The sequence below is a fragment of the Corynebacterium gottingense genome (assembly GCF_003693265.1).
Taxonomy (GTDB): Bacteria; Actinomycetota; Actinomycetes; order Mycobacteriales; family Mycobacteriaceae; genus Corynebacterium; species Corynebacterium gottingense.
On the sequence record NZ_RDRE01000140.1, the window covers coordinates 1 to 1,300 of the forward strand.

1 protein-coding gene and 1 pseudogene are annotated in these 1,300 nt (G+C 68.8%); both read left to right on the plus strand.

Features of this window, described 5'->3' with window-relative positions; translation table 11 throughout:
- Window positions 1-377, plus strand: a pseudogene (locus EAW56_RS12275) (1-deoxy-D-xylulose-5-phosphate reductoisomerase); the annotation flags it as partial.
- Window positions 378-389: 12 nt separating this feature from the next.
- Window positions 390-1,300, plus strand: a 911-nt coding sequence (locus EAW56_RS12280; protein ID WP_147453331.1) for a M50 family metallopeptidase, incomplete at its 3' end; no start/stop codon positions are given.

Consider the following 1,300-nt stretch of genomic DNA (forward strand, 5'->3'; position numbering starts at 1 on the left):
TGCCGATCGCGCACGCCCTCGCGTGGCCCGGCCGCGTCGCGGGCGCGCAGCCCTCGCTGGACTTCACAACCGCGTCGGAGTGGACCTTCGAGCCGCTGAACAACGAGGCGTTCCCGGCAGTGGAGCTCGCGCGCCAGGTGGCGAGCGCCGGCGACCCGTACCCGGCGATCTACAACGCCGCGAACGAGGTGGCCGTTGACGCGTTCTTTGATGGGAAGATCCGCTTTCCGCAGATCGTGGACACGATCGACGCCGTGCTTGACGCCGCGGGCGGCTATGCGCACACCCCGATGAGCGTTGAGGAGATCCTCGAGGTGGACTCGCAGGCGCGCCGGAGCGCGGCGGAAACCGCGGACGCGCTGGCGCGCAAACAGTAAGAGGGAACGCCCATGGGCATCATTGGTGTCGTCCTGTTTGCGCTCGGCATTGCTGTGTCGATTGCGCTTCATGAGGCGGGGCATATGGCGGTGGCCCGCGGCTTCGGAATGCGCGTGCGCCGCTACTTCATCGGTTTCGGGCCGACGGTGTGGTCGGTCACCCGCGGGCACACTGAGTACGGCGTAGCCGCCCTGCCGTTCGGCGGCTTTTGCGACATCGCCGGCATGACCGCGCAGGACGAGCTAGCCCCGGACGAGGCCCCGCTGGCCATGTACAAAAAGCCGTGGTGGCAGCGAGTGGCGGTGATGTCCGGCGGCATCGTGATGAACCTGTTCATCGGCGTCATCATCACCTACTTCGTGGCCGTCCTCGCCGCCATCCCGAACCCGTACGCGGATCGCACGCCCACGGTGGGTGAGCTGTCGTGCACCTCCGACCAGATCGACGCGGAGACACTCGCCCCGTGCGAGGGCGACGGCCCCGCCGCGCAAGCCGGCCTCCGCCCGGGGGACAAGCTGCTGGCTGTCAACGGCCAGGACATCGTCGCGTTTACGGAAGTGCGCGATTACGTCTTGGAGCGACCGGGCGAAACGGTGGCGCTCGACGTCCTCCGCGACGGCGCGGAGCTCACCGTCGACGTGCCCGTTGCGCGCGTGACGCGCATCGACCCCGCCAGTGGGCAGGAGTTCGACGCGGGCGCGATCGGTGTGACGAGTGCGCCGGTCGCGGACGCGATGCGCCAGTTCGGGCCGCTTGAGGCGGTCCCGGCGACCGCGAAATTTACCGGTCAAATGCTGCACGCAACCGTCGATGGCATTCTCGCGTTCCCGAGCAAGATCCCGGGCGTCGTGGCATCCATCTTCGGCGCGGAGCGCGACGTCAACGGCCCAGTCAGCGTGATCGGCGCCTCCCGCGCTGGCGG